Source organism: Azospirillum lipoferum 4B (assembly GCF_000283655.1).
GTDB lineage: Bacteria > Pseudomonadota > Alphaproteobacteria > Azospirillales > Azospirillaceae > Azospirillum > Azospirillum lipoferum_C.
This window is the reverse complement of sequence record NC_016622.1, coordinates 2,366,688-2,388,378: the sequence shown is the minus strand read 5'-3', so window position 1 is coordinate 2,388,378 and position 21,691 is coordinate 2,366,688. Positions and strand designations below refer to the sequence as shown.

18 protein-coding genes are annotated in these 21,691 nt (G+C 70.7%); 13 read left to right on the top strand and 5 right to left on the bottom strand.

Going from position 1 to position 21,691, the window contains the following annotated elements; translation table 11 throughout:
- Nucleotides 1–170: 170 nt before the first annotated feature.
- The 3 genes from AZOLI_RS11010 to AZOLI_RS11000 all read right to left on the bottom strand — a co-directional run bounded on the left by AZOLI_RS11010 (nt 171) and on the right by AZOLI_RS11000 (nt 2,383).
- On the bottom strand, nt 171–665 hold the full coding sequence (locus AZOLI_RS11010; RefSeq protein ID WP_014248712.1) for a hypothetical protein: 495 nt from the start codon (nt 663–665) through the stop codon (nt 171–173).
- Nucleotides 662–1,201 carry a hypothetical protein gene (locus AZOLI_RS11005; RefSeq protein ID WP_014248711.1) on the bottom strand — a complete coding sequence of 180 codons (540 nt, stop codon included), beginning with the start codon at nt 1,199–1,201 and terminating at the stop codon, nt 662–664. Before AZOLI_RS11005 ends, AZOLI_RS11010 begins: the two co-directional genes overlap by 4 nt.
- A gap of 144 nt (nt 1,202–1,345) precedes the next feature.
- Nucleotides 1,346–2,383, bottom strand: a complete 1,038-nt coding sequence (locus AZOLI_RS11000) for a DctP family TRAP transporter solute-binding subunit (RefSeq protein ID WP_014248710.1) — start codon at nt 2,381–2,383, stop codon at nt 1,346–1,348.
- 53 nt (nt 2,384–2,436) lie between these two features.
- Here AZOLI_RS11000 and AZOLI_RS10995 point away from each other — a divergent pair, with 53 nt between their 5' ends.
- The 6 genes from AZOLI_RS10995 (at nt 2,437) to cowN (ending at nt 6,959) form a co-directional block, all read left to right on the top strand.
- Nucleotides 2,437–3,129, top strand: a complete 693-nt coding sequence (locus AZOLI_RS10995; RefSeq protein ID WP_014248709.1) for an OmpA family protein — start codon at nt 2,437–2,439, stop codon at nt 3,127–3,129.
- A gap of 104 nt (nt 3,130–3,233) precedes the next feature.
- Nucleotides 3,234–3,698, top strand: a complete 465-nt coding sequence (locus tag AZOLI_RS10990; RefSeq protein WP_014248708.1) for a cupin domain-containing protein — start codon at nt 3,234–3,236, stop codon at nt 3,696–3,698.
- Between the two features lie 89 nt (nt 3,699–3,787).
- Nucleotides 3,788–4,948, top strand: coding sequence for a UDP-3-O-(3-hydroxymyristoyl)glucosamine N-acyltransferase (gene lpxD, locus AZOLI_RS10985; protein ID WP_014248707.1), 1,161 nt, complete (start codon nt 3,788–3,790; stop codon nt 4,946–4,948).
- A 51-nt stretch (nt 4,949–4,999) separates the two neighbouring features.
- Complete coding sequence (locus AZOLI_RS10980; RefSeq protein ID WP_014248706.1) at nt 5,000–5,782, top strand: RNA methyltransferase; 783 nt, start codon at nt 5,000–5,002, stop codon at nt 5,780–5,782.
- 22 nt (nt 5,783–5,804) lie between these two features.
- Nucleotides 5,805–6,518 carry a LytTR family DNA-binding domain-containing protein gene (locus AZOLI_RS10975; RefSeq protein WP_014248705.1) on the top strand — a complete coding sequence of 238 codons (714 nt, stop codon included), beginning with the start codon at nt 5,805–5,807 and terminating at the stop codon, nt 6,516–6,518.
- Nucleotides 6,519–6,662: 144 nt separating this feature from the next.
- The gene (gene cowN, locus AZOLI_RS10970; RefSeq protein WP_014248704.1) at nt 6,663–6,959 is read left to right on the top strand and encodes a N(2)-fixation sustaining protein CowN; all 297 of its coding nucleotides are present in this window, start codon (nt 6,663–6,665) and stop codon (nt 6,957–6,959) included.
- A 16-nt stretch (nt 6,960–6,975) separates the two neighbouring features.
- Here the strand turns inward: cowN and AZOLI_RS10965 are convergent, their stop codons facing one another.
- Nucleotides 6,976–8,334 (bottom strand): PQQ-dependent sugar dehydrogenase, encoded by a 1,359-nt coding sequence (locus AZOLI_RS10965; protein WP_014248703.1) that lies wholly within the window; start codon nt 8,332–8,334, stop codon nt 6,976–6,978.
- Between the two features lie 268 nt (nt 8,335–8,602).
- Between AZOLI_RS10965 and AZOLI_RS10960 the strand changes: the two genes are divergently transcribed.
- The 6 genes from AZOLI_RS10960 (at nt 8,603) to AZOLI_RS10935 (ending at nt 18,098) form a co-directional block, all read left to right on the top strand.
- Nucleotides 8,603–12,496 (top strand): response regulator, encoded by a 3,894-nt coding sequence (locus AZOLI_RS10960; protein WP_014248702.1) that lies wholly within the window; start codon nt 8,603–8,605, stop codon nt 12,494–12,496.
- An 8-nt stretch (nt 12,497–12,504) separates the two neighbouring features.
- Entirely contained in the window at nt 12,505–13,422 is a 918-nt protein-coding gene (locus AZOLI_RS10955) for a diguanylate cyclase domain-containing protein (RefSeq protein ID WP_014248701.1), read from the top strand.
- Nucleotides 13,419–14,591, top strand: coding sequence for a molybdopterin-binding protein (locus AZOLI_RS10950; protein ID WP_014248700.1), 1,173 nt, complete (start codon nt 13,419–13,421; stop codon nt 14,589–14,591). Before AZOLI_RS10955 ends, AZOLI_RS10950 begins: the two co-directional genes overlap by 4 nt.
- Nucleotides 14,592–14,615: 24 nt before the next feature.
- Nucleotides 14,616–16,592: a molybdopterin biosynthesis protein gene (locus AZOLI_RS10945; protein ID WP_014248699.1), complete on the top strand. Its 1,977-nt coding sequence runs from the start codon at nt 14,616–14,618 to the stop codon at nt 16,590–16,592.
- Between the two features lie 248 nt (nt 16,593–16,840).
- The gene (locus tag AZOLI_RS10940; protein WP_014248698.1) at nt 16,841–17,416 is read left to right on the top strand and encodes a sigma-70 family RNA polymerase sigma factor; all 576 of its coding nucleotides are present in this window, start codon (nt 16,841–16,843) and stop codon (nt 17,414–17,416) included.
- Between the two features lie 10 nt (nt 17,417–17,426).
- On the top strand, nt 17,427–18,098 hold the full coding sequence (locus AZOLI_RS10935) for a ChrR family anti-sigma-E factor (protein ID WP_044550048.1): 672 nt from the start codon (nt 17,427–17,429) through the stop codon (nt 18,096–18,098).
- A 25-nt stretch (nt 18,099–18,123) separates the two neighbouring features.
- Here AZOLI_RS10935 and mtgA read toward each other — a convergent pair whose 3' ends face one another.
- Nucleotides 18,124–18,798, bottom strand: coding sequence for a monofunctional biosynthetic peptidoglycan transglycosylase (gene mtgA, locus AZOLI_RS10930; protein ID WP_014248696.1), 675 nt, complete (start codon nt 18,796–18,798; stop codon nt 18,124–18,126).
- A gap of 112 nt (nt 18,799–18,910) precedes the next feature.
- Between mtgA and AZOLI_RS10925 the strand changes: the two genes are divergently transcribed.
- Entirely contained in the window at nt 18,911–21,688 is a 2,778-nt protein-coding gene (locus AZOLI_RS10925) for an ATP-dependent DNA helicase (protein WP_014248695.1), read from the top strand.
- The last annotated feature ends 3 nt before the right edge of the window (nt 21,689–21,691 follow it).

Here is a 21,691-nt window from a genome sequence, read left to right as displayed (position 1 = left end):
GGCGTTTTGCCCCCTCCCTAACCCTCCCCCGCCTTCGGCGGTGGAGGGGACTGCCGCCGCTTTTCCGTAAGGCCCCCTCTCCCGCCTCGGCCGACCGAAGGTCGGTCCGATAGCGGGGGAGGGATGGGGAGGGGGCATCGTCAGCCGACCACTCTCCAGCACGATTGCCCTCAACGCTCCGGCAGCACCAGCTGCGCGGCGGGGGAGATGGCGAAGGAAGACGGCGAGGGATAGCGTTCGACGATCCGCTTGCGCGCGTCCTCCGCGGTGTCGGCGGCGACGGCGTAGTGGCGCACGCCCGACCATGGGGCGGTGGCGTCCAGCGCCTCCACCGCGACATACCACAGCGGGCCGCCGGAGCGGGCGACGCGGTCGACGGAGTAGAATTCCATCGGCGCAAGCGCGGCCTCGTCGGTCACGGCCGATTGCAGGGACAGGATCTCGCCCTCCACCTCCGCCACCTCGCGGCGCAGGCCGGCCAGTGTTTCCTCCGTCTCCGCCCGGCGGACGGCGGCGAGCTTGGCGTAGTTGGCGTAGACGTCCAGCCGCTCCTTCAAGGCGGCCAACTTCTGCGACTGGCGGCGGGCGCGGATGCCGAGGAACCGTTCTCCCACCACGCCGGCGCCCAGGCTGGCGACCGCCCCCAGCACCCAGAGGATGGTCATGGCGCGGCGGCTCCCGCAACGGCGTCTTCCTCGGCATCTTCGCCGGAAACCGTCACGCCGACGCCTTCATGGAAAATGCTGCGGGTCAGCATCTGGGCGGCGGCGAAATCGGCGGCCCAAACCTGCGCCACATTCTCGAATTGCCAGATGGCGGGATGGACCACCGCCTTGGCGTCGGGCTGGGCGACGAAGCCCGGCGCCATCGCCAGCCGGAAGACGAAGCATTTTCGGCCCGGCTCCGGCCGGCCGATCTCGTGGATGAAGCGGCGCGATGCCGCGGCTCGCTTGCCGCCGCGGCGGCTGAGGACCAGCTTGTCGGTCGACAGCTCGACCAGTTTGGCCTTCATCGCATCGATGTCGGCCTGCATGGATTCCAGCTCGTTGGCCTGGCGTTCCAGCGCGTCGCGTTCCGCCACCAGGATCGCGCCGGTGCGGCGGATTTCCTGGTCGGTGCGAAGGATCAACCCACGCCGGACCGCCAGGAACAGCAGGGTGGCGCCGATGCAGAACAGCGCCAGCAGCATTTCCGACGTCATACGCGCCCGCTCCGCAAACCATCAGGCAAGTCGAGGGGAATTGTAGCGTAAACCGCACGGTCAAGCATCACAAGCAAGTGCCTTGCGGCCATGAAAAACGGCGCCCAGAAGGGCGCCGCTATTCGATATGCGGGCGAGGAATGCCTACTTCCGTTCCGCAATGGCCGTCTGGGCCGCCTTCACCAGATCGGGGCCGATCTGCTTGGTCCACTTGTCGAAGACAGGCTGGGTCGCGGTCTGGAAGGCCTTCTGCTGGTCAGGCGTCAGGCGGACGACCTCGACGCCCTGGGCGGCGATGTCCTTCAGCAGGCTGTCGTCCTCGGCGGTGATGCCCTTGCGGGAGAGGGCGACCTCTTCGGCCGCGGCCTGGACGGCGGCGGCGCGCACCGCCTCCTGGTCTTCCTTCGACCAGCTCGCCCACACCTCCTTGTTGACCACGAAGATCAGCGGGTCGGCGACATAGCCCCACAGGGTCAGGTTCTTCTGGCCCAGCGTCGCCAGCTTGGCGGCGACGAAGATGGTCAGCGGGTTCTCCTGGCCGTCGACGGCGCCGGTGGACAGCGCGGGCTGCGCGTCGGCCCAGCTCATCTGCGTCGGGTTGGCGCCCAGCGCCGAGAAGGTGTCGAGGTAGAGCGGCGAGCCGACGACGCGGATCTTCAGCCCCTTCAGGTCGGCCGGGGTGCGGATCGGGTGCTTGGAGTTGGAGATCTCGCGGAAGCCGTTCTCGCCCCAGGCCAGCGGCACCACGTCCTTGGTGGCGAGCAGGTCGAACAGCTTCTTCCCCACCTCGCCCTTGGTCAGGGCGTCCAGCGCCTTGTGGTCGGGCATCAGGAAGGGCAGGGAGAACAGGTTCAGCTCCTTCACCTGCGGCGACCAGTTGATGGTGGAGCCGACCGCCATGTCGATGGTGCCCTGGCGGAGCGCGGTGAATTCCTTGGTCTGGTCGCCGTTCACCAGCGAGGTGCCGGGATACATCTTGATGTTGATGCGGCCGTTGGTCTTCTCCTTGACCAGTTCGGCCCAGCGGTCACCGCCGATGCCCCAGGGGAAAGGCTTGCCCAGAACGGTGGAAAGCTTGTACTCCGCCTTGTAGTCGGCAGCGGTCGCAGAACCGGCCAGCACGGCGGGAACCGTCAGCGCGGCCAGCGCGATGCCGGCGAGCAGAGCCTTCAGCGATTTCATGCTTGTTTCCTCCCAAGCGCCCTACACGAAAGATACGGACCGGGATCGTACAGATGCACGCAGGACTGTTCCACGGGCAATGTGACACCACCGTCCGCAGTCCGAACAATGCGGCCATGCGGCGGAGCCGCAATGCCGCCACGCGGCTCGGCCTGATGCTCGGTGCTTGTGTCTGGCTGGTTCTGCCGCTCGGGGCAGGCGCTCAGGGGTTGCCGAACCCGGCGATGCCGATGGGACCGAACCCCAGCGAATGCGAGATTCAGGCGGCACTGCTCGGCACCACCGGCCCGAACTGCCCGCCGGTGGCGATGCAGCGCCCCGCCGCTCCGCCGCCGGCAAGCGCTGCCGCTCCTCCCGGACCGGTGGCGCTGCCGCCGCTGCCGGGGCCCGCCGCCCTGCCGGCGCCGGAACTGCGCGCCGCCTTCCGGGTGGAGTTCGACTTCAACTCCGCCGGCATCAAGCCGGAGTCGCGGGCGATCCTGGACAGGGTGGCCGCGGTGATGACGACGGCAGGCAACACGCGCTTCCGCATCGTCGGCCATACAGACGCCGTCGGCGGCGATGCGGCCAACCTCGCCTTGTCCAGGCGGCGGGCGGCGGCGGTGGTCGAGTATCTGGCCTCGCGCCACCATATCCGCCGCGACCGGCTGGAGGCATCGGGCATGGGCGCACGGGACCTGCTGCTGCCCGGCGAACCGAAGGCGGCGGCCAACCGGCGGGTGGAGATCGTCAATCTGGGCGGCTGATTTTTTCGATCCCGCTGGGAACCTTCGGGGGCTTGTGCTGTTGCGCTGGGGCGCCGCCGACCGTTCATCCCTTCGACGTCCACCCCTTCCGACCGGGAGAGCCGATGCCCGACTTCACCCCCGTGCCCATCGAAAGCCGCCGCATCGCCGATGACGAAATCGGCAAGCCGGCGGTCTTCGGCGCCATCCTGTCCGGCCAGCCGCAGGAGATTCACCGCAACCTGTTCGACGGCGATCATGGCCGCTTCAAGTCGGGGGTGTGGCAGTGCACGCCGGGCACCGTGGCGATGAAGGACTGGCCGTACCACGAGTTCTGCGTCCTGCTGTCCGGCCGCGTCATCATCACGCCCGAAGGCGGGGTCCCGCGGGAATACCGGGCCGGCGACGCGCTGGTCCTGCCGATGGGCTTCACCGGCACCTGGGAGATCCTGGAGACGGTGCGCAAATACTACGCGGTTCAGGCGCGCCAGCCGCTGCTGCGGCGGGTGAAGGAGCGGGTGAAGGGCTGGCTGCGTCCGGGTGCCAAGGGCGGGCAGACGGGAGATGCGCAGGCCGGGGCCGCATTCTGACACCTCGCCATCCGCCGGACGCCCGTGTTAGGGTCCGCCGCGCTGTCCGGCAGGGCGGCTCGTGAACACACTGACACCGGTGCTTTCCCATGACCCAGCCCTATCCGACCCAGCTCCACCCGACCCAGGCCCCCCGCACCCTGGCCGAGATCGCCGAAGCGCTGGACGCCCGGATCGAGGGCGACGGCTCCCTCCCGATCCGCCGCGCCGTCCACCCGTCGGAGGCCGAGGGGCCGGAAGATCTGGCGCTGGCGATGGACAAGGACCTGCTGGCCCTGCTGCCCGGCAGCAAGGCGGTCGCCGCCGTGGTCGCCGAGGGGGTCGAGGTGCCGGACGGCATCGAAAACCGCATCGTGGTGAAGCGCCCGCGCTATGCCATGGCCGGGATGCTCGACATCTTCGAGAAGCCGGTCCATGCCGAACCGGGGGTGTCGCCGCAGGCCTATGTCGCGCCCGACGCCGTCGTGGCGCCGGATGCCTCCATCGCCCCCTTCGCCTATATCGGTCCGCGCGCCCGCATCGGGGCCGGCGCCATCGTCCTGCCGCACGTCACCGTCGGTGCCGACGCGGTGATCGGCGACGGCTGCCTGCTCCATCCCGGCGCCCGCATCGGCGAACGGGTGGAGATGGGCGCGCGCTGCATCATCCATCCCAACGCCGCCGTCGGCAATGACGGCTTCAGCTTCGTCACGCCGGAGCCGGGCAGCGTCGAATCGGCCAAGACCACCGGCCGCGTCGTCGGCACCAATGTGCTGATCCGCCGGGTGAATTCCATCGGCACGGTGATTCTGGGCGACGATGTCGAGATCGGCGCCGGCGCCACCATCGACCGCGGCACCGTCACCGCCACCCGCATCGGCAACGGCACCAAGATCGACAACCTCGTCCAGATCGGCCACAACGTCCAGGTCGGCACCAACTGCATGCTGTGCGGCCATGTCGGCGTCGCCGGCAGCACGGTGATCGGCGACCGCGTGGTGCTGGCCGGCAAGGTGGGCGTTGCCGACCATGTGAAGATCGGCAGCGACGCGGTGGTGGCCGCCAATTCCGGCGTCGGCATGGACATCCCGCCGAAGTCGGTGTGGATGGGCTATCCCGCCGTGCCCCGCGCCCGCGCCTTCGAACAATACAAGGGCCTCGCCCGCCTGAAGCGCCTGTTCGCCGACGTCTCCGACCTGAAGAAGCGCCTGACCGCCATCGACGGCGGCCCGGTGAAGGTCGAGGCGGAGAAGGCGGAGCAGCAGGAATAGGCGGCGAGCAGGCCGTCTTCACCGCTCTGTCGTTCAACCACAATCGTTCCCATGACCTCCGGCCAGAACCCCACGCGTGAGTCCATCCTTGGCGGCCCCGCCGTCATCCTGGTGCAGCCGCAGCTCGGCGAGAACATCGGCGCCTGTGCGCGCGCGATGCTGAATTGCGGGCTGACCGACCTGCGCCTCGTCAAGCCGCGCGACGGCTGGCCCAACCCGAAGGCGAGTGCCGCCGCATCGGGCGCCGACCTCGTGATCGACAACGCCAAGATCTTCGAGACGACGGCCGAGGCGGTCGCCGACCTGGAGGCGGTCTATGCCACCACGGTGCGCACCCGCGACATGATCCAGCGCTTCGTCACCCCGCGCGTCGCAGCGGGCGAGATGCGGGAGCGCTATGCCGCCGGGCAGAAGGTCGGCGCCATGTTCGGGCCGGAGCGTACCGGGCTGGTCAACGACGATTTGACCTTCGCCCAGACGCTGGTGACGGTGCCGCTGAACCCGGCCTTTTCCTCGCTCAACCTCGCGCAGGCGGTGCTGCTGATCGGCTACGAGTGGTTCCAGGCCGGCGACCGCACGCCCGACCGCTTCCTGCACACCGGACAGACCCGCCCGGCGACGATGGCGGAGCGGGTGAACTTCTTCGAACGGCTGGAGGCGGCGCTGGACCGCACCGGCTTCTTCACCAGCGAGGAAAAGCGCCCGTCGATGGTCCGCACGCTGCGCAACGCCTTCGAGCGCATGGAGATGACCGAGCAGGAGGTGCGCACCTTCCACGGCGTCGTCGCCGCCCTGGTGCAGGGCAGCCGGCGGAAAGGCGAGAGCCAGGACTGATTCACCGCTATAGTGGGCGTCCATGGACTATGCGTTGCAGAACATGGACGTCGGGCTGGTGCTGCTGGACAGCGCACGGCGGGTGCTGGCCCTGAATCCGGCAGCGGTGCGGCTGCTGGGGCAACGGGCGGCCGGGCTGGTCGGCGCCTATCTGCACGACCTGCACCCGCCCTCGCACCGGGCCAAGGTGGAACTGCTGCTGGCCGCGGCCGGCGATCCGGCCGCTCCCGCCTCCGCCTGTTCGATGATGGTGGCGCTGCCCGGCCGGGTTCTGGTGGTGAAGGCGACCGCGCTGGCGCCCGCCGCGACCGTGGCGGATGGGAGTGCGGTCACCGCATTGATGCTGATGGAGGCGGGGCGGGCGGCGACGGCCGATGCCGATGGTCCGCTCCCGCAGCCCGAACCCCTGGTCAAGCTGCCGGTGGAAAAAGGGCAGGGCATTGTCCTGCTCGACCCGGCGGATGCCGTCTATCTGCAGGCCGACGGCCATTACACCACGGTCCACACCGTCGACGGCGCCTTCTTCTGCGGCCTGCCCCTGTCGGAGCTGGAGGCGCGGCTCGACGCCCGGTCCTTCGTGCGCACCCATCGCGGCTACATCGTCAACCTGCGCCATGCCCGCGCGGTGGAACGGCAGGACGGCCGCGCCGCCTTCGTCATGGCCGCCCCCGGCGCCCCCCGCGTGCCGGTCAGCCGCAACCGGGCCGAGACATTGAAGAAGCGGCTGGCGCTTTAGCCGTCTCCATTCACGCAGCAATTCCACCGTTCGCGCAGGCCGGATGCCGCTGGTGCAGCGCGGCTTGCAGGCAGGGTCGCGGGCGGGGAAGCATCGGTGCCATGTTCCCCACCCCTGGCAACCGGCATCAGGAGGCCGCATCCCGTGGACAGCATCGACGCGCCCGACCGTTACGTCTCGTTCAAGGGAATCGACTGCGAGGGCAACAGCCGCCGCATCGTCGAACGGCTTTACATGCACATCGACGATCCGGCCAAGACCAACGCCTTCTGGGAGCGGTTCCGCGCCAAGCTGGCGGTCGCCGAGGACCCGCTGAAGCGACAGGCCGACGGGCTGTGCCTGCTCTGCTCCAACATCTATTACATCGCCGACCTGTTCGAGGAGCATGACGACGAGGAAGGGCTGGCGATGTTGCGCCAGCTTGAGGACGAGTGCTGCTGAACGGGCCGCGGCACGGTCAGGGCTTCGCGGCCGGCTCCGGCTCGCGGTCGGCCGCGGCATAGGCCACCCGCCAGACCGTGCCGGAGGCGTCCTCGGCGATCAGCAGGGCGCCGTCGGCGGAAATCGCCAGCCCGCTCGGCCGGCCCCAGACCCGCGGGGTCTCGTCGCCGCCCGACCGGCTGTCGATGCGGAAGCCGGTGACGAAGGTCTCATAGGTGCCGGTCGGGCGGTTCTTGTCGAAGGGGGCGCTGTCGAAGGGCACGAAGGCGATGGCGTATCCGGTGGGGCGGGACCGGTTCCATGACCCGTGCAGAGCCACGAAGGCGCCCATGCGGTAGCGCTCCGGGAAATGGGTGGCGTCGCCGAAGACCAGGCCGATCGGCGCGGAATGGGCCTGGAACAGCAGCCCCGGCACCAGCGCCGCCTTGACCAGATCGGGCCGTTGCCCCGCCAGGTCCGGCTGCGGGTTCGCGCCGATGTAGGAATAGGGCCAGCCATAGAATCCGCCGGGGGTCACCGCGGTCAGGAAATCGGGGACCAGCTGGTCGCCCAGCCCGTCGCGCTCGTTCACCACGGCATAGAGGTCGTTCGTGCCCGGCTTGAAGGCGAGGCCGACGGGGTTGCGCAATCCGGCTGCAAACAGGCGCTGGCCACTGCCGTCGATGCGGAATTCCTGGATGGTGGCGCGCGGTTCCGGCTCCACCGCGATGTTCCCCTCCGACCCGATGCCGACGTAGAAATGCCGGCCGTCCGGCGCCACCACGACGGAGCGGGTGTTGTGGCCGCCGCGCTTGCCGAAGGCGCCCTCGGGGGTCAGCCGCCGCCGCTCCCCCGCCTGCGCGGTCCCGGCCGTCCAGGGCAGCCGCCACACCCCGTCCAGGTCGCCGACCAGCACCGCCCCGTCATGGAAGGCGAGCCCGAAGGGATGATCGAAGCCCTCCGCCCAGATCCGGGCCATTTCCGCATGGCCGTTGCTATCGCCATCGCGCAGCAGGGTCAGGGTGCCGGGCCTCTGCTGGGCAACCAGAACGTCGCCGTTCGGCAGGACCAGCAGGTTGCGCGCATTCTCCACCCCGTCACGGAACAGGGTGACGGTGAAGCCGCGCGGCGCCCGCAGCGGCCGGTCGGCGGGACGCGGCACCAGCACCGCCTCGTTGGCGACGGCGGGCGTGGCGTAGGGCTTGGGCAGCGTTTCCATCCGCACATGCACCTCGGCGCCGACCGTCTGCATCGGGTCCGTCCGCACCGGCCCCGTCATCGCCGCCTGTGCCAGCGCCGTCGCGGCCGGGATGATGCAGGCCGCCAGAGCCAGCAGGCCGGCGCCCGACAGGGTGGTTGGAAGATGCTTGACGGGAGCGAGGCGGCGGTCGGCCATCGGTCGGGCGCTTTCAACGGGGCGGGAGCGGAAAGAGCGGCATGACAAATATGGGGTACGATGTCCCCGGCCGCGCGCGAAGGCAGGCGGAGCAAGGGGGGCTGTACCGTCGGGGTCCCCCGCAAGCGCCGGATGCCCCCATCGTAACACTTGCGCCCATCAAGTTGCTTGCGGTCACGGAGCACGCCAGACCATACTCCGGCCGATGTAGGCGGAAAGGCTGGCGGCGGGCGCCGGTCGACGGCAGCGATGCGGCGACGGTTCGGCAATGATGGACAGAAACGCGATCGAAGCTGCGGCAACTGCCCTGTCGCCCACCCGCACCCGCATGCTGCTTGCCGCCGCCTTTTCGCTGATCGCCTTGTTGGGAATCGGATTCTGGGGCTATGTGGTCCGGGCCGACCGGACCGAGACGTTGCGCCATGCGCAGGAGCAGGCGCAGGCGTCGGCGCGGCTCATGCAGGAACATGTGCGGCGGACGGTCGCGACCGCCGATCTCGCCATCCGGCGCACCCAGGATCTCATCGACCGCTATGGCATGTCGGGGCTGGACACCAACCGCGAGGCATGGATAACCGTCCGCGACATGGTGGACAATCTGCCGGAGATCGCGGCCCTGTGGGTCCATGGCTCCACCGGCGACAACGTCCTGTCCAGCCGGCAGTTTCCGGTGCCGCGCGGCAACGTCGCCGACCGAACCTATTTCCAGGTCCACCGCGATGGCGCCGAGTTCCATGTCGGTGAGCGGATCACCGGCAGGTTGACCGGTGCGCAGTCCTTCACGGTCAGCCGGCCGGTCCTGCAGGATGGCCGCTTCCTGGGGGTCATCCACGCCAACATCGACCTCGGCTATTACCGCCAGCTTTACGAAGGCCTCGATCTCGGCGCCGGTTCGGCGGTCGCGGTCTACCGCACCGACGGCAAGCCGGTGCTGCGCTTCCCCGACAGCGAGCCGCTGGACGGGCCGGACGGCAGGATCGTGCTGCGCCATTCCATCGACGCCGCCACCGAGACCTTCGAGGTGGAAGGGCCGGTGCCGGGAGAACTGCGCGTCCTGTCCTATCAGCGGGTGCCGACCCTGCCGCTGGTCGTCTTCGTCGCCTTGTCGGAGCGGACGGAGCTGGCGGCGTGGCGGGAACGGTCGATCCGCGGCAGCATCCTGGTCGGGCTGGCGGTGCTGGCCTGCGCCGGCCTGGCCTATGCCGCCCTTCGCAGTCTGGAGCGCGAGGTGGCCGGCCGCAACCGGCTGGCCGACACCAATGCGGAACTCGACGCCAAGAAGCGGGAACTGGAGTCCGCCAACGAGGCCTTCGCCAACGCCAACCGCCGCCTGAACCTGATCCTTCATTCCGCGTCCGACAGCATCTGCGGCATCGACCGCGAGGGGCGGATCACCTTCGCCAACCCCGCCACCTCGGTGCTGACCGGCTATGCCAACGAAGAGCTTCTGGGCGGCAGCCTGCATGCGCTGATCCATTCCCGCCGCGCCGATGGTTCGCCCTTCCCGGCGCTGGAGTGTCCGGTGACCGCGGTGCTGCTGAGCGGGGAAACCCGGCGCGGGCTGGAGGACACCTACTGGACCAAGGCGGGAAAGCCCTTCCTGGTGGAATACACCGCCTCGCCCATGCTGGCCGACGGCAGGGTGGAGGGTGCGGTGGTGGTCTTCCACGAGATCGCCGAGCGCAAGCGGGCGGAGGCGGCGATGCAGCGCGCCCGGCTGGCGGCGGAGGCGGCGAGCCGCGCCAAGAGCGAGTTCCTGGCCAACATGAGCCACGAGATTCGCACGCCGATGAACGCGATCCTCGGGCTGATCCACCTGCTTCAGCAGACGGAGCTGACCGACCGGCAGGCCGACTACGTGCACAAGGTGCGGGTGTCGGCGCAGTCGCTTCTGGGCATCCTGAACGACATCCTCGACTTCTCCAAGGTGGAGGCCGGCAAGCTGGAACTGGAGCAGGTCGCTTTCCGCCTGGACGACCTGCTGCAGACGCTGGCGGTGATCGTCGGCTCCGCCGCGCAGGAAAAGGACATCGACGTCCTGTTCTCCGTGGCGCCGGACGTGCCGCTGGACCTGATCGGCGACCCGCTGCGCCTGCAGCAGATCCTGATCAACCTCGCCGGAAACGCCATCAAGTTCACCGAGACCGGCGAGGTGGTGGTGGCGGTCAGGGTCCGCTCGCTGTCCAACGACCGCGCCGTGCTGGACTTCGCCGTGCGCGACACCGGCATCGGCATCGCGCCGGAGCAGCGCGACCGGCTGTTCCAGGCCTTCAGCCAGGGCGACAGCTCCACCACCCGGCGCTTCGGCGGCACCGGGTTGGGGCTGGCCATCTGCGCGCGGCTGGTCCGTCTGATGAAGGGCGCCATGGAGGTGGAGAGCGAGCCGGGCAAGGGCAGCGTCTTCCGCTTCCATGCGGAGTTCGGGCTTCATGCCGGGAGCGGTGCGGGGGGCGGGTTCGCGGCCGGGCCGGCTGGACGGCTGCCGCGTCAGGTTCCGCGCGACCTGACGGTGCTGGTTGTCGACGACAATGCCACCGCGCGCGAGGTGCTGAGCGAGATCGCCGCCGCCTTCGGCTGGGCGGTGACCGCCTGCGCCGACGGACAGGCCGCCATCGACGAGCTGGAGCGGGCGGCGGCGGCCGGCAACCCCTATGACGTCGTGTTGATGGACTGGAAGATGCCGGGGATGGACGGCATCGAGGCGGCGCGCCGCATCCGTGTCGATGCCCGCGCCGGCACCCCGATGATCATCGTCATCAGCGGCTATGGCCGCGACCGGCTGGGCGCCCGTTTCGAGGAAGCCGGTGCCGCCGGTTTCCTGGTGAAGCCGGTCACTGCCTCCACCCTGCTCGACGCCGTCACCATCGCCTATGCCCGGACGGCGCCGGACGGCGAGGGCGTCCGCCTGCCCGCCTCCATTCCGGACCCGGCCTATCCCATGCTGCGATTCGAAGCGGGGGGCGGCGGCCGGCCGGATGGAGGGCTTTCCGGAGCGGCCTGGGATGCCAGCCGGGCGCTGCACGGCCGCCGGCTGCTGCTGGCCGACGACAATGCCATCAGCCAGCAGGTGGCGCGCGAGATCCTGGAGCGGGCGGGGGCGGTCGTCACCGTGGCCGCCACCGGCCGGCAAGCGGCGGACTGCGTGCGCGCGGCCGATCAGCCCTTCGACGCGGTGCTGCTGGACGTGCAGATGCCGGACATGGACGGGTTCGCGGCGACCGCGGCGATCCGTGCGCTGCCGGGCGGACGAAATCTGCCGATCATCGCGATGACCGCCAGCGCCCTGCCCGCCGACCGCCAGCGCTGCCTGGACAACGGAATGGACGCCCATGTGCCCAAGCCGCTCGACCTGCCGCAACTGTTCGCCACGCTGACCCGCTGGATCGGGCCGCCGCTGGTGACGATCCGGCCGTGCACGCCCTGCGCTGCCGGACCGATCCCCTCGCGTGGCCAGACCATGCTGACCGCAGCGGCCTCCCCCGGCATCGCCATGCTGCCTGCAGCGGTCTCGGACCGCTCGGCAGGGGATCTGCCAGGCGACTTGCCGGGCATCGATCTGGCAGACGCGCTCAACCGGCTTGGCGGCGATACCGAGCTGCTCCGCCGCTTCATCGGCCAGTTCGCGTCGGGCTACGGCGATGTCGCCGACCGGATTTCGGCGGCGCTGGGCTCCGGCGACCTGACGACGGCCAAGGGCATCGCGCATGAACTGAAGAGCGTCGCCGGCAATGTCGGGGCGGTGCGCCTGTCCGCTGCCGCCGACGCGGTGCAGATCGCCGTGCAGCGGGGCGATGCCGCCGCGGCCGATGCCCAGCTGCCGGTGCTGCATGCCGAACTGGCCCTGGTGCTGGAAAGTGCCGACCGGCTGGCGGCGGAGGCTGCAGGCTCCGGGAATGCGGGGAGCGGCGGCGATTCCGGCCGGTCGGCGGAAAGCCGCAAGGAATTGGCCGGGCGATTGCCGCAGTTCGCAACATTGTTGCATGAGAGCAACTTCGCAGCCGCAGAAGAGTTCGCTATGCTGGCACCGTTGCTGACGGATTCGGTCGAGCCCTCGACGATGAAGGGGCTCTCATCCGCCATCGACGGTCTGGATTTCATCAGGGCGCTTGGGATCGTGCGGCGGATCGCGCGGGACCTCGGCCTTTCGTTACCGATGGTCTGAACGCGCCCATGGCCGAATCCCGCCCGAAGATACTGGTGGTCGACGACATCCCGTCCAACGTCCATGTGCTCAGCCGCATCCTGAAGGACGATTACGACATCTATTTCGCCACCGACGGCGACAAGGCGCTGGATCTCGTCCAGGCGCGTATGCCCGACCTTGTCCTGCTGGACATCATGATGCCGGGGATGGACGGCTTCGAGGTGTGCCGCCGCATCAAGGCCGACCCGGCCACCCACGACATCCCCGTCATCTTCATCTCCGCCAAGAGCGAGGTGGAGGACGAGACCCGCGGGCTGGAGGTCGGGGCCATCGACTTCATAACCAAGCCGATCAGCCCGCCCATCGTGAAGGCGCGGGTGCGCAACCACCTGCTGCTGAAACGCCAGACCGATCTGCTGCGCAGCCTGTCCTTCCTGGACGGGCTGACCGGCATCGCCAACCGCCGGCGCTTCGACGAAGCGATGACCCGCGAATGGCGGCGCTGCGCCCGTTCGCACCAGCCGCTGTCGCTCATCATCCTCGATGTCGATCATTTCAAGGCCTACAACGACCAGTACGGCCATCAGGTCGGCGACGAATGCCTGCGCGTGGTGGCCGAGGTGCTGTCGGACCGGGCGAGGCGGCCGAGCGACCTCGTCGCCCGCTATGGCGGAGAGGAGTTCGTCTGCCTGCTGCCGGAGACCGACGGTCCCGGCGCCACCCGCGTCGCCGAAGGCTTCCGGGCCGGGGTGGCCGAACGGCGCATCCCGCATGCCCAGTCGCCCGTCGCCCCCTATGTCACCATCAGCCTCGGCGTCGCCACGGTGATTCCGTCCGCCGCCGGCAGCCCGGAACGGCTGGCGGAGATGGCCGACCAGCTGCTCTATCGTGCCAAGCGCGCCGGCCGCAACCGCGTGCAGGACGCCACGGTGCCGGTGCTGTGACCGCCCCGCCGTTCAATGATGTCCGCAGCCGCGGCTTCTCCCGCCGGTCGACCCTGGATGCCGCCTGGACCTGGATCGACGGCCGAGCCACCCCGCCGTCTGCCCCGCAATCCGCCCGGCCTTTGCCGCTGGCGGATTGCGCCGGTCTGGTGCTGGCGGAGGCGGTCGCGGCGCTGGGGGATTGGCCGCCGGCCGACCGGGCCGCGACGGACGGCTATGCCGTGGCGGCGGCCGATACGCTGGGTGCAGGATCCTACAATCCGGTGCCGCTGGCGGGCGCAGTTGCGGTGGTGGCCGGCGATCCGCTGCCGCCGGGCTGCGACTCGGTGATCCCCTATGAATCGGCGCAGGTCGCCGGCCCCTTCGTCGAGGCGGTCGATGCCGTGGCACCCGGCAGCGGGGTGGAGCGCCGGGGCGCCTGGATGACGGCCGGAAGCCCGCTGTGGCCGGCCGGCCGGCGCCTGCGCCCCGCCGACCTCGGCCTGCTCGCCGCCGCCGGGCACCGCGACCTGCCGGTCCTGCCGGCGCCGCGGGTGCGCATCCTTCTGGCCGGCGGTCCCAAGGCCGGCGCGCCGGAGCAGTTGGGCGACATGCTGGCCGCGCTGGTCCGGCGCGACGGCGGCGATGTCGAGGCGGTCGTTCTGGTGCCCGCCGACATGGACGCGCTGGCCGATGGCTTCACCCGGCCCGGCGCCGACCTGATCCTGTCGGCCGGACGCACCGGCACCGGCCCGGACGATGTGGCGCCTCCCGCCCTGGCGAAGGCCGGCAGCCTGGACCTTCACGGCATCGCCATGCGGCCGGGCGGCAGTGCCGGGCTGGGAACTTCAGGCGGCGTTCCCGTGCTGCTGGTTCCGGGCGAACCGATGGCGGCGCTGGCGGCTTACGAGCTGCTGGCCGGACGCGCGGTGCGACGTGCCGCCGGCTTGCCCGCCGGGCTGCCCCATGCCACGGTTCGGGCGGTGACCGCGCGCAAGCTGGTTTCGGAGATCGGCTGTGTCGACCTGCACCGGGTCCGGCTGGACGACGGGGGCAGGGTGGAGCCGGTGGGTTCGCCCGGCTGGCCGGGATTGGCGGCTGCGGCGCGGGCCGACGGTTTCGTCCTGATCGGGGCGGACAGCGAAGGCGTGCCGGACGGCGTGGCGGTCACCATGTATCGTTTCGCCTGATTCTTCTCGGGAAGGGTTTGCCGCGTGCACAGTTCCGACCGCAGCCGCGAGGACATCCGCCGTTTCGTCGCCCAGGCCGCCCGCCAGGACCAGTTCCTGGAGGTGGTGAGCGGAGAGGAGGCGCGCGCCCGCTTCCATCGCCATCTCGACCTGTCCCCGCGGGGGGAGGAGCGGGTACCGCTGTCCGCATCCCTCGGCCGCGTGCTGTCCGCCGATGTGGTGGCGGAGGTGGACGTTCCCGGCTTCGACCGTTCGGTGGTCGACGGCTTCGCCGTGCGTGCCGCCGATACGGTCGGTGCGGCGGAGGACAGCCCGGTCGCCCTGCGCCTGAACGACGAGGTGCTGGCCGCCGGCCATGCCCCCGAACTGACGGTGGAGCCCGGAACCGCGACGGTGATCGCCACCGGTGGCATGCTGCCGCGCGGCGCCGATGCGGTGGTGATGGTGGAGACGACGGAGGCGGTGGAGCGGCCCGACGGCCTGTTCGTCACGTTGACCCGGCCCGCCACCCCCGGCGCCTTCGTCGCTGCCGCCGGGTCCGACATCGGCCGGGGCGAGGTGGTGCTGCGCAAGGGCCAGGCCCTGACCTCACGCGAGATCGGCGTTCTCGCCGCCATCGGGCTGGCGGAGGTCGCGGTGGTGCGCCGGCCGCGCGTCGCCATCCTGTCCACCGGCGACGAGATCGTGGCGCCCGGCCAGCCGATCCGCACCGGCGCGGTCTATGACAGCAACGGCGCCATCCTGGCCGCCGCGGTGACCGAACTGGGGGCGGAGCCGGTGCCGCTGGGCATCGCCCCGGACGAGGACGAGGCGCTGGAGCGGCTGGTCGCCCGGGGGCTGCAATGCGACGCGCTGCTGCTGTCGGGCGGCACGTCGAAGGGGGCGGGCGACCGCTCCCACCGCATCGTGGCGCAGCTGAAGGATCCCGGCATCGTCGCCCATGGCGTGGCGCTGAAGCCCGGCAAGCCGCTGTGCCTCGCGGTGACCGGCGGCAAGCCGGTGGTGATCCTGCCGGGTTTCCCGACCTCGGCCATGTTCACCTTCCACAGCTTCGTGGCGCCGGTGATCCGCGCCATGGCCGGCCTGCCGCCCGCGACGGCGGAGGAGGTGCCGGCCACCCTGCCGGTGCGGCTTGGGTCGGAGCGCGGGCGCACCGAATATGTCATGGTCTCGCTGGTCCATGGCGCCGATGGGGACGCGCTGGCGGCCTATCCGCTGTCCAAGGGATCGGGCGCCGTCACCGCCTTCAGCCATGCCGACGGCTTCCTCGCCATCGACGCCCAGGCGGAGGCGGTGGAGGCCGGGACGCCGGTCTCGGTCCAGCTGCTCGGCCGGTCGGTGGTTCCGGCCGACCTGATCGTGGTCGGCAGCCAGTGCATCGGCCTCAACGCCGTGCTCGGCGGCCTGATCGGCGAGGGGATGACGGTGAAGGCGCTGAATGTCGGCTCGATGGGCGGGCTGGCGGCGGCGCGGCGCGGCGAGTGCGACATCGCGCCGGTCCATCTGATGGACCCCGCCACCGGCACCTACAACACGCCCTTCCTGGCGCCGGGGCTGGAGCTCGTCACCGGCTACCGCCGGATGCAGGGCATCGTCTTCCGCCGCGGCGATCCGCGTTTCGAGGGCAGGGCGGCGGCCGAGGCGGTGGCGGCGGTCGCCGGTCTCGCCGACTGCATCCTGATCAACCGCAATGCCGGCAGCGGCACCCGCATCCTGACCGACCGGCTGCTGGGGCCGGCGCGGCCGACCGGCTACTGGACGCAGGCCAAGTCGCACAATGCCGTCGCCGTCGCGGTGGCGCAGAACCGCGCCGACTGGGGTGTGGCCATCGGGACGGCCGCTGATCTCTACGGGCTGGGCTTCCTGCCGCTGCAGGAGGAGCATTACGACTTCATCGTCCCCGCCGCCCGCCGCGACCGTCCGGCTGTCCGCCGCTTCGTCGAGGCGCTGGAGACGCCGGAGGTGGCGAAGGCTCTGCGTGCCATGGGGTTCATCCGATAGAGGCCGACCGATCCTTCCGTCAAATCCGAACAAAATGCCGCAGGCCGGGATTTCTGGTGATCCGACGGCCTGGCGGTTGCGTACCGAGGATCACGATGCGACATACAGCCCGGCTTGACGGCCGGAGGCGTTGGGGACCGGTGCAGGGGACTTGAAAAGGGACCTGGGAAGGGGAGGGTGCCGCGAATTCCGGGAATGGGTGCCATCCCCGGCTTGTGCGGCGGCCGATGTTCCCCTTGAATGGGTTCATGCAGGACCAGCACACCCCCGCGGCCGACATGGCCCCCAGTCTGGAAGATCTGCTCGTCGCCGTCGGGCGCGAGCGGGACCGTCAGGCGTTCGGGGTCCTGTTCGGCCACTTCGCGCCACGGCTGAAGACGTATCTGCGCCGTTTGGGATGCGATTCCGCCGCCGCGGAAGAGCTTGTTCAGGAGGTCATGCTGTTGGTCTGGCGTCGTGCCGAAACCTATGATCCGATCCACGCCTCGGCCGGCACCTGGGTGTTCACCATCGCGCGCAACAAGCGAATCGATGTGTTGCGCCGCGAACAGCGGCCGGAGATCGATCCCGACGATCCGGCCCTGGTCCCCGAACCCCAGGAGGCCGCCGACCGCCGGATCGAGGCGAAGGAGAGCAACGGCCGCCTGCGCGCCGCGCTGAAGGACCTGCCGCCCGAACAGGCCGAACTGCTGCGCATGGCCTATTTCGAGGACAAGCCGCACAGCGTCATCTCCGCGGAGCACGGCATCCCGCTGGGCACGGTGAAATCGCGCCTGCGTCTGGCGATGGAACGCCTGCGCCGGTCGCTGAGGGATGTGGGATGAGGCATTTCCGATGATTCGGCCGAGCCACCATCCGGGCGATACGCTGCTGATCGACTATGCCGGCGGCGCCCTGTGCGAAGGCGCCTCGCTGGCCGTGGCGACCCACCTGGCCTTCTGCCCCGCCTGCCGTCACGAGGTGGCGGAGATGGAGGCGATCGGCGGCGCCCTGCTCGACGAGCTGGAGCCGGAGCCGCTGTCCAACGGCTGCCTGGAAGCGCTGATGGCCCGCCTGGACCACGAGCGGCCGGCGCCTTGCCGCCCCGTGCCGAGGCCGCCGGCCGAGCAGTCGCGCTATCCGGAGCCGCTGCGCAGCTATCTGCGCGGTCGTCTCGGCCGCGACGGACGGATCGCGGAAGAGGGCTGGCGCTTTCTGCAGCCGGGGATGCGCGGCCTGGATCTGCTGTCCGGCCCGAACGGGACGACCCGGCTGATCCGCATGAAGGGCGGCGTCGGCGTGCCCCAGCACACCCATGGCGGCATCGAGTTGACCGTGGTGCTGGAAGGCGGCTTCTCCGACGAGTTCGGCGCCTTCCTGCCCGGCGACCTCGCCATCGGCGACCCGTCGCTGGTCCACCGGCCGGTGTCCGACCCGGAGGGCTGCCTGTGCCTCGCCACCACCATCGGCGGCCTGCGGCTGACCGGTCCGCTGGGGCGGCTGTTCAACCGCTTCATCAAGTTCTGAGGGCTGGGCTGGGCCGGGGCTGGCGCTACCGCGCGCAGTCGGCCAGCCCGTCCCGGCGCACCACCGCCATCCGCCGCTCGATCACCCCCGCCCGCCGGGCGACATAGGGGCCGGGGCGGGTGGGCGACCAGTTGCGCGGGCTGGGCAGCACCACGGCCAGCAGCGCCGCCTCGCGCCGGGTCAGCGCCGCGGCGGACTTGCCGAAATGATGCCGCGCCGCGGCCTCCGCGCCATAGACGCCGTCGTCCCACTCCACGATGTTCAGATAGACCTCCAGGATGCGGCGCTTGGTCCACAGCCCTTCGATCAGAAGGGTGAACCAAGCCTCCGCCCCCTTGCGGGTCCAGCTGCGGTCGGGCCAGAGGAAGGCGTTCTTGGCGGTCTGCTGGCTGATGGTGCTGCCGCCGCGCAGGCGCTTGCCCTCCTCGTTGTCCTCGAAGGCGCCCTCGATGGCGGCCCAGTCGAAGCCGCCATGGCCGCAGAAATTGCTGTCCTCCGAGGCGATCACCGCCTCCACCAGCGAGGGTGAGATGCGCTCCAGCGGTTCCCAGTCACGCGACAGGCCGGAGCCGCCCAGCGCCCGGATCAGCATCAGCGGCGTCGCCGGCGGCGGCACGATCCGGTAGAGCGCGGCCCACAGGATGGTGAAGGCCACCAGACCCGCCACCCCGATCGACGCCCAGCGCAGCAGCTTCCGCATAAAGTCCCGTCTCCGCTCGGCTCCCCCGGACTTCCCTCAATGGGGGTGAAGCGGCGGCCCGTCAACATCCGGCACTCGCTTTGCGGCACGCCGCCGCCATATAGTGCCGCCGATGGACCTGACCGCCGACCCCACCCCGATGCACAGCCTGGACGACGCGCCCGCCATGGTGGCCGGCGCGCGCCGCGTCGTGTCGCTGACGCTCGACGGCGAGGTGGAGGAGCTGTCGCTGGCCGCAGCCGCCTCGAAGGTGCGCCGCCAGCCGCCGCTGGTCTGCCATGCCCGCGCCTTCGCCCGCCGGCTGGGCATCGACGGCTTCCCGGCCTTCGACGTGCTGGAGCTGTTCGCCTTCGTCCATCCCGCCCGCTTCTGCGTCCCCACCCCGCGCGGCATCGCCGAGGCGCTCGACCTGCCCACACCGGAGGGCCACGAGGCGGAGGCGCTGGCGCTCCAGCGCGCCGTGCGCCGCCTGCTGGGCGATCTCGGCGCCCCCCTGACTCCTGGGGGGCGGGAGGAGTCCTCCGACCCCGTCGCCTTCGCCTGGGAGATGGGGCGCGCCGGTTGGCCCTGGGCAGCGGCGGTTCTGGCCGCGCTCGGCAAGCCCGACGGGCCGGAGAAGGGTGCCGCCCGCTCCGGCCTGCGCGTCTGGACCCGCATCAAGGAGTGGGAGGAGGGCGCGCCGCCGCCGCCGCCCGCGCAGAACCCGGTGGACCCGGAGGAGGCGCGCCGCCGCCTCGCCGCCATGCTGTCGGCCAATGTGCTGGGCAAGGTGGCGGAGCCGCGGCCGCAGCAGGCCGATTACTCCAGCGCGGTGTCCGCCGCCTTCGCCCCGCGCCAGCTGCCGGACACCCCCAATGTCGTGCTGGCGGAGGCCGGGACCGGCGTCGGCAAGACTCTCGGTTATCTGGCGCCGGCCACGGTGTGGGCGGAGAAGAATGGCGGCACCGTGTGGATTTCCACCTACACCCGCAACCTCCAGCACCAGATCGACGCCGAGCTGGACCGGCTCTATGCCGACCCGGCGACCAAGGCGCGCAAGGTGGTGCTGCGCAAGGGGCGCGAGAACTACCTGTGCCTGCTGAACCTGGAAGAGGCGGTGCGCGCCATGCCCTTCCAGCCGCACAACGCCATCGGTGTCGGGCTGATGGCGCGCTGGGCGGCGGCGACGCGCGACGGCGACATGACCGGCGGCGACTTTCCCGGCTGGCTGGTCGACATCGCCGGGCGCGGGCCGACCATGGGGCTGGCCGACCGCCGCGGCGAGTGCATCTATTCCGCCTGCGACCATTACGCCCGCTGCTACATCGAGAAGAGCGTGCGCCGCGCCCGCCGCGCCGACATCGTCATCGCCAACCACGCGCTGGTGATGGTGCAGGCGGCGCTTGGCGGCGGCGAGGAGCCGACGCTGCCCAGCCGCTATGTCTTCGACGAGGGCCACCATGTCTTCGACGCCGCCGACAGCGCCTTCGCAGGGCACCTGACCGGACGCGAGACGCAGGAGCTGCGCCGTTGGCTGCTGGGAGCCGAGGAGACCGGCCGCAGCCGCGCCCGCGGCCTGAAGCGCCGGCTGGAGGACATTGTCGCCAACGACGAAGAGGCACTGCGCCACCTCGACGACATCCTGATGGGTGCCCGCGTCCTGCCCGGCGACGGCTGGTCGGCGCGGCTGGCCGCCGACAACCCGCAGGGGCCGACCGAGCGCTTTCTGCTGCTGGCCCGTCAGCAGGTGTATGCCCGCACCGCCGGACAGGGCGGCCCCTACAGCCTGGAGGCCGACAAGGCCTATCCGGTCGACGGGCTGCTGGAAGCGGCGGCGGAGCTGGAGCAGGCGCTGGTCCGCCTGTCCGAACCGGTGGAGGCGCTGGCCCGCCGGCTGGCGCAGCGGCTTGAGGACGAGAGCGCCGAACTGGATTCCGACCAGCGCCGCCGCATCGATGCGCTGTCGCGAAGCCTGCACCGCCGCGGCACCCTGACGGTGGAGGCGTGGCGCGCCATGCTGCGCACCCTGCCGACCGAGACGCCGTCGCACTTCGTCGACTGGTTCGCGGTGGAGCGGATCGACGGCCGCGACGTCGATGTCGGGCTGTACCGCCATTGGGTCGATCCGACGGTTCCGTTTGCAGAGGCGCTGGCCGGTCCCGCCCATGGGCTGGTGGTGACCAGCGCCACGCTGACCGACGGCACCGGCGATGTCGGGCAGGACTGGCGCGCCGCGGAGGACCGCTGCGGCGCCAGCCATCTGCCGGCCCCGGCGATCCGCGCCCAGGTGCCTTCCCCCTTCGACTACCCGAACCGCACCCGCGTCTTCGTGGTCAACGACGTGCGCAAGGACGATCTGGGGCAGGTCTCGGCGGCCTACAAATCGCTGTTCCTGGCGGCGGGCGGGGGAGGGCTCGGCCTGTTCACTGCGATCAGCCGCCTGCGCGCCGTGCGCGACCGCATCGCGGAGCCGCTGGATCAGGTGGGCATCCCACTCTATGCCCAGCATGTCGATCCGCTCGACGTCTCCACCCTGATCGACATCTTCCGCAACGAGGAGCATGCCTGCCTGCTCGGCACCGACGCGGTGCGCGACGGGGTGGACGTGCCGGGCCGCTCGCTGCGGCTCATCGTCTTCGACCGCGTGCCCTGGCCGCGTCCCGACATCCTCCACCGCGCCCGCCGCGATGCCTTCGGCCGCCGGCGCTACGAGGACATGATCACGCGGCTGCGCCTGAAGCAGGCCTTCGGCCGGCTGGTCCGCCGTGCCGACGACACCGGCGTCTTCGTCCTGCTCGACTCCATGATGCCGAGCAGGCTGGCCGGCGCCTTCCCGGAGGGGGTGGAGATGCGCCGGGTCGGGCTGAAGCAGGCGGTGGAGGAGACGGCGGAGTTCCTGCGGGGCTGGTGAGGG